This window comes from Aeromicrobium sp., assembly GCF_014378035.1.
Classification (GTDB): domain Bacteria; phylum Actinomycetota; class Actinomycetes; order Propionibacteriales; family Nocardioidaceae; genus Aeromicrobium.
Map to the genome: position 1 here is coordinate 1 of NZ_JACMOM010000038.1, position 5,567 is coordinate 5,567.

The window sequence follows — 5,567 nt, forward strand, 5'->3', positions numbered from 1 at the left end:
CTGTGAGTCTTGTGGTGGCTGATCTGGGATCGGCTGGCAGGGTTGGCGTCGGCCGCTTCGCCCCGCTGTGACTCGACACCACTTTGGCCCCCACCGGGGGTGCCCGACCGTGGACTTGTCCAGCGTGGGTGTGTGGCCGGCGTCGTCCTGGCCCACTTCGGTGACTTGATCAGAAGGCTGCCCGACCCTGCCGGGTCGTGGCTCATCACAGTGCTGCCACGAAGTGACTTCCTCCCAGGCCGGCGCCGGCCGGTAGCGACCGGTCCATGTTCCCGTTGAGAAAGGAAGCCCGATCACCATGACCATCGTCGCGCATGCTCGCCCGTTCGTCGTTGGCGTCGACACCCACGCCCGCAACCACGCCCTGGCGATCCTCGTCGCAGCCACGGGTGAACTGCTTGCCGCCGAGCAGTTCCCCGCCACCAAGACAGGCATGGACCGCTCCATCGCATGGGTCGGGCGCCGCACCGGCGGCGACCTCGCCACGCTGTGGGTCATCGAAGGGATCGGCACCTACGGGGCTCGCCTGGCCCACATCGCCGCCGACGCCGGCTACCAGGTCGTGGAGGCGCCACGGATGAACGCCCGCGCCCACCATGCCGTGGGCAAGTCCGATCCGCTCGACGCCCGAAGGATCGCCACCGCCGTTCTCTCACTGGACTCCGACGAGCTGCGCCACCCCCGTCAGGACGATGGCGTGCGCGCCGCACTGCGGGTCCTGGTCACGGCCCGTGACCACATGACCCTCGAGCGCACCGCCAACGTCAACGCGCTCATCGCGCTGCTGCGTGTGGTCGACCTCGGCATCGACGCCCGAAAGCCGCTGACCAGCAAGCAGGTGCTCGAAGTCTCTTGCTGGCGCACCCGTGACGAAGAGCTCGGCGCCGCAACAGCCCGCGCCGAAACCGTCCGTCTGGCCAAGCGCGTCGTGGACGCCGGGGAGGACCTCAAGAGCAACGCGACCAGCATGACCGTCCTGGTCCGCCAGTCCCGTGCCGCGGTGCTGCTGGAACGGACCGGCATCGGGCCCATGACCGCCGCGATCGCGCTGACCGCTTGGTCCCACCCAGGCAGGGTGCGGTCGGAAGCCGCATTCGCCTGCCTCGCCGGGGTCAACCCCATCCCCGCCTCGTCGGGAAACACCACCCGCCACCGGCTCAACCGCGGCGGAGACAGACGCCTGAACCGCGCCCTGCACATGGCCACAATCGTCCGGATGACACACGACCCCGACACCCGCGCCTACGTCGAGAAGCGAACCGCCGAAGGACGCACGACCAAGGAGATCCGCCGCATCCTCAAGCGGTACCTCGCCCGCCAGATCTACCGGGCCCTCAACACCACCATCACCAGCCCCAGCCCGGCTTGACAAGACATAGAAGGGTCCACGTGCCTGACCCTGGTCCATTTCCTCACTCAACGTACCGTTATCCGTGGGGGCTTTCGCCGATGGTGCCGGTGTGCCTGAGTGCCCACATTCTCCCGGCGGACCCGACGAACTCACGGGAGCGACGAGATGGATGCTGGCACGCGAGTCCCTGAGCCGGAATCGGACGGCTTTGAACCCGTGTTGAATCGGAGCCCGGCCGCGGACCGCGGGCCCGAGCGCGCCGACGTGGCGAACCTGCGCGACCAGCTGGCTAATCGGCGTGATGAGCTGGCCAACGTTCGGGACCGGATCTCCGATGTGCGTGACGAGGCCACGATTGCTGCTCGGGGTGGCGACGTGACGGCGAGTTTGGAAAGCGATGCAGCCGCCGACCGTCGCAGTCAGGCGAGTGCGATCCGCGACCAGAACGCGACCGAGCGCGTCCTCGACCTGTTGGGGCTCAAGCCCGAATCGGACGCCACTGACCTCGATGTGGAGCGGAGTCTGGCCGCGGACCACGGGCCCGAGCGCGACCGCGCTGACGTACGTGGTGACTCGGGGCAAGATCGTGACGGTGCGGCCAGCTCGCGCGGCAGCACGGCACAGGAGCGTGACAAGGCGGCGAACCTGCGCGACCAGCTCGCTAATCGGCGTGATGAGCTGGCCAACGTTCGCGATCGGGTCTCCGATGTGTGCGAAGAGGCCACGATCTCCGCTCGGAGCGACGACCTGGCGGCTAGCGTGGAAAGCGATGCAGCCGCCGACCGCCGCGATGAGGCGAGCGAGAGCCGCGACCGGGACGCGACCGAGCGGGACCGGTCAGCGAATATCCAGGACCGTAGCGCCGACCGGCGTGATCGAGAGGCGCACCAGAGAGACCAGGCGGCTATGCGGCGGGACCGCATTGCTGATGACGCAGACGCCGCCATCATCGCTGAGGCCGGGAGCGCTGCGGCGGGCGGGGGTGACGCGGGTGAAGCTCGCCAGGTCGCGCGCGTGGTGCGTCGCGACGCGGCCTCGGACCGTCGCCGTTCGGAGCAGGACCGGGTTGTAGCAGCGGATCAGCGACACACGGCCCGCCAGACCCGGGACAAGTCCGCCGAGGGGCGCACCGGTGCCGGTCTGGACCGAGACGCGTCCGCGGAGGAGCGCGCCGCTTCCGCAGATGAACGGCAGCTCTCCGGGCTAGACCGGGAAGACTCGGCCGCTGACCGGGCGGAGGCGGTGGCACTTCGGGACGCCGCAAGCGTCGATACGCTGACCGGCGTATATCTACGCGGTCCCGGAATGATGGAATTGGCCCGAGAAATCTCCCGGGCCAGACGCACCAAGCAACCGTTGACCCTCGCGTTCATCGACATCGACGGCCTGAAATCGGTCAACGATGCGCAGGGGCACGCTGCTGGCGACCGGCTTCTGGCTCAGGTCGCGACGAGCCTGCAGAACAATCTGCGTCCGTACGACCTGATCTTCCGGTACGGCGGTGATGAGTTCATCTGCGCCCTCGCAGGACTGAACCCGGACGAGGCAGACGCACGTCTGGCCAACGTCAGGGACGAACTCGCCCATGAGCAGGAGCACAAGTCGTTCACCGCAGGGCTCGCAGTGCTGGAGCCGAGCGAATCTCTGCTCGACCTTCTCGGCCGGGCCGACGACGCGCTGTATCGGCAACGAGGCATCGTCACCAACACCTGACGATCTGAACCGGATCTCGGTTTCAGATTGTCAGGACCTCGCCCGCGCGACAGGGCGCCACCGCGACCAGTTCGCGGATCGGCTGAATGGCGCCGGTCTCGTTGCTGGCGTGCATCACCGACACGAGAACCGTCGTCGGGCGCATCGCGAGGCAAGGACGTCAGGGGTGAGCAGGCCGTCGCCGTCGACCGGCAGGACGGTCACCTCGGCGCCGTGGAACCGTTCGACGTACTCGAAGGCGGCAAGCACGGAGGGGTGCTCGGTGGCCCGGGTGATGATGTGGGGCCGGGTCGCGCCTGCGGTGAGCGCGGCCGTCACCACGCCACGAATCGCCGTCGCGTCGGCCTCGGAGCAGCGGCGTATGGGTGGTCGCGTTGTGGTCGAGGTAGATCGGACCGTCGGGGCCGACCGGTCGGCCCGCGGCTGGCAGCGCGGACGCCTGGTCAGTGGTCACGCAGGGACCTCAGCGTTCTTGGCTTGCGTGCAACTCATGAGACGACTCTTCCGCAGCATCGGGTACCGGGTGTCCTAGGGCCACCAACCGGGCCGCATCCATTGGTCGGGTATCGCGCTGAGCCGACGCTGGGTCGTTGCGAGGAGCAGCGCCTCGATGGCGCCAAGAATGGTGAAGATGACGGTGAAGGCGATGAGTTGCGGTCGGATCTCGGGGTTGTCGCCGAGCCCGTCGAGGCGTGCGACCGGGGTCACGGTGAGCATGGCCACGGACAGGATGCCGAGCATCACCAGCATGACGCCAGCAATGATGGGTCCGGCCGGGTGGAGACGGCGGAGCATCCACGCTGCCGTCAGTGCCCAGGGGATGATCCACGCGAGGTCGAGCACCCAGGTCGGGTTCGGCAGCTCAGCCAGGTGAATGTTGGCGGGTAACCCACCCGACAACGCGGGCACGATGTCGCTGAGCCACAAGCCCGCGATCGCGACGCTGGCGATGGTCAGGAACCAGAACCCCGCCCGGTAGGGGGCTCGCGTGAACGCGGGCGCGACGGCCACGACGTCGACGCGCACAAGGCCGTCGATCGTGCCGAACCCCGCCAGCCCCACGATCGCGACGTAGACGAGGAACATCGCGTTGAACGGCACTCCGAGCGCCTGATGCGCGTAGCAGTACGTCAGCCACGTCAGCACGCCCACCGAGACCACGTGCGCAGCCAGCGAGCCTGATCGGGCTCGAACCGACGACCACAGGAGCAAGGGAACGGACCCCAGGGTGACGACGTCCTGCGCGCGCCAGGTCGAGCGGGTCAGGTCCGGCACCGACCGGTACGCATCCTCGGTCAGGAGCCCAAACACTGTGGCGGCCACGACGAGGGCGCCCAGCAGCAGCATGAAGCGCAGGGGAAGCGGCGCTCCGACTGTGGGTGCCGTTGCGGCTGGCTGTGGGTTGGACTTTCGCTGCGTCCGCCGGACGATGGTCGACATCACAACACCCCACAGTCGCAGGTTCAGATCCAAGTCACACGGTAGGAGCCGTTCGCGGACCCGGCGAGAGCCGAACGTCCCGACACCGCAAGCCCTTCCGGGGCGCACTGCCGACCCGAAGCGATGGCCACCGCCAGCGTTGCGCTCGGCGAGAACCTGGTCAAGATTGCGCCCCGCTCATCGGTGGCAAAACTCCTGCGCGAGAGTGGCTCGCCGGGCAGAATGGGCGTTTTATCCCGCGTAGAACTGGGAGCTCACGGTGACTACTTCCTCCGCGCAATCCACTCGCAAGACCGGGCGATCGATGGGCATGCTGCGGCTGCTCGGCGCCGTGACGCTCGGCTATTCTGCATACCTGCACGTGCGCATCGCCCTCGAGCGACCACCGTTGTTCGCCGATGGCCAGGTGACGCTCAGCGGGCTCTTCATCGTCCAAGCGACAGCGGCGACGCTCGTCGTCATCTGGGTCTTGGTGCGCCCCGGTGTCCTGGCCTGGCTTGCGTTCGGCGCAGTCGCGGCGGGCTCGCTCGGCGCGCTGGTGCTGAGCGTGTACGTCCAGGTCCCGTCCATCGGACCGTTCCCGGTCACCTACGAGCCGTTCTGGTATCAGGACAAGTACCTCGCCGCGGCGTCGGCGGCCTCGGCCGCGCTGGTCGCGCTTGTCGCTCTCGTCCGGATGCGGAGGCTCACCCGGTAGAACCCTGACCACGCGAACGCCCCCTACCAGGAAGGTCCGGGGCCGTTCGCGTGGTCGAGCGTCCTGCTCAGGTGACGGTGAACGTCTTGGTCATCGGGGGGTGCGGGTCGCACTTGTAGGTGTATTCCCCCGCCTCGAAAGTCACATCGAAGGTGACCTCCTCCTTGCCTGGGACGGAGGTGGTCTCGTCGATCGAGCCGCCGACCAGGTGGAAGTTGTGGGTCGTGGCCGGATCGCTGACCTGAATCGTGTACTCGCCCGCGGGAAGCGTGGTGACCTCTTCTCCGGCCTCGTCCGTCAAGGTGATGACGAAATCTTCTGGGTCGTCGGCGGAGCCCACGCTGCCCAGCAGGACGGTGGACTCCC

General features: G+C 67.9%; 7 protein-coding genes. 3 read left to right on the top strand and 4 right to left on the bottom strand.

From position 1 onward, the window contains the following. The first annotated feature begins 298 nt into the window (after positions 1–298). Together H7290_RS02310 and H7290_RS02315 are read left to right on the top strand one after the other, a co-directional pair. Complete coding sequence (locus H7290_RS02310) at positions 299–1,369, top strand: IS110 family transposase (RefSeq protein WP_290512401.1); 1,071 nt, start codon at positions 299–301, stop codon at positions 1,367–1,369. Between the two features lie 198 nt (positions 1,370–1,567). Next, on the top strand, positions 1,568–3,064 hold the full coding sequence (locus tag H7290_RS02315; protein WP_290512402.1) for a diguanylate cyclase: 1,497 nt from the start codon (positions 1,568–1,570) through the stop codon (positions 3,062–3,064). 22 nt (positions 3,065–3,086) lie between these two features. Here the strand turns inward: H7290_RS02315 and H7290_RS21235 are convergent, their stop codons facing one another. From H7290_RS21235 to H7290_RS02325, 3 genes are all read right to left on the bottom strand, one after another. Beyond that, complete coding sequence (locus tag H7290_RS21235) at positions 3,087–3,209, bottom strand: aminotransferase class V-fold PLP-dependent enzyme (RefSeq protein ID WP_366927587.1); 123 nt, start codon at positions 3,207–3,209, stop codon at positions 3,087–3,089. Further along, the gene (locus H7290_RS21240; protein ID WP_366927588.1) at positions 3,179–3,511 is read right to left on the bottom strand and encodes an aminotransferase class V-fold PLP-dependent enzyme; all 333 of its coding nucleotides are present in this window, start codon (positions 3,509–3,511) and stop codon (positions 3,179–3,181) included. The genes H7290_RS21235 and H7290_RS21240 overlap by 31 nt, the downstream gene beginning before the upstream one ends. An 81-nt stretch (positions 3,512–3,592) precedes the next feature. Further along, positions 3,593–4,504: a hypothetical protein gene (locus H7290_RS02325; RefSeq protein WP_290512403.1), complete on the bottom strand. Its 912-nt coding sequence runs from the start codon at positions 4,502–4,504 to the stop codon at positions 3,593–3,595. A 259-nt stretch (positions 4,505–4,763) separates the two neighbouring features. Here H7290_RS02325 and H7290_RS02330 point away from each other — a divergent pair, with 259 nt between their 5' ends. Beyond that, entirely contained in the window at positions 4,764–5,201 is a 438-nt protein-coding gene (locus tag H7290_RS02330; protein ID WP_290512404.1) for a hypothetical protein, read from the top strand. Between the two features lie 67 nt (positions 5,202–5,268). On the opposite strand, the gene H7290_RS02335 is transcribed toward H7290_RS02330, so the two are convergent. Further along, a partial coding sequence (locus tag H7290_RS02335; protein ID WP_290512405.1) for a hypothetical protein occupies positions 5,269–5,567 on the bottom strand: 299 nt, incomplete at its 5' end.

Bases quoted from the DNA above. Each gene is read 5' to 3' on its own strand.
- H7290_RS21235 (WP_366927587.1), bottom strand. From the start codon at position 3,209: ATGCGCCCGACGACGGTTCTCGTGTCGGTGATGCACGCCAGCAACGAG.
- H7290_RS02325 (WP_290512403.1), bottom strand. From the start codon at position 4,504: ATGTCGACCATCGTCCGGCGGACGCAGCGAAAGTCCAACCCACAGCCA.
- H7290_RS02310 (WP_290512401.1), top strand. From the start codon at position 299: ATGACCATCGTCGCGCATGCTCGCCCGTTCGTCGTTGGCGTCGACACC.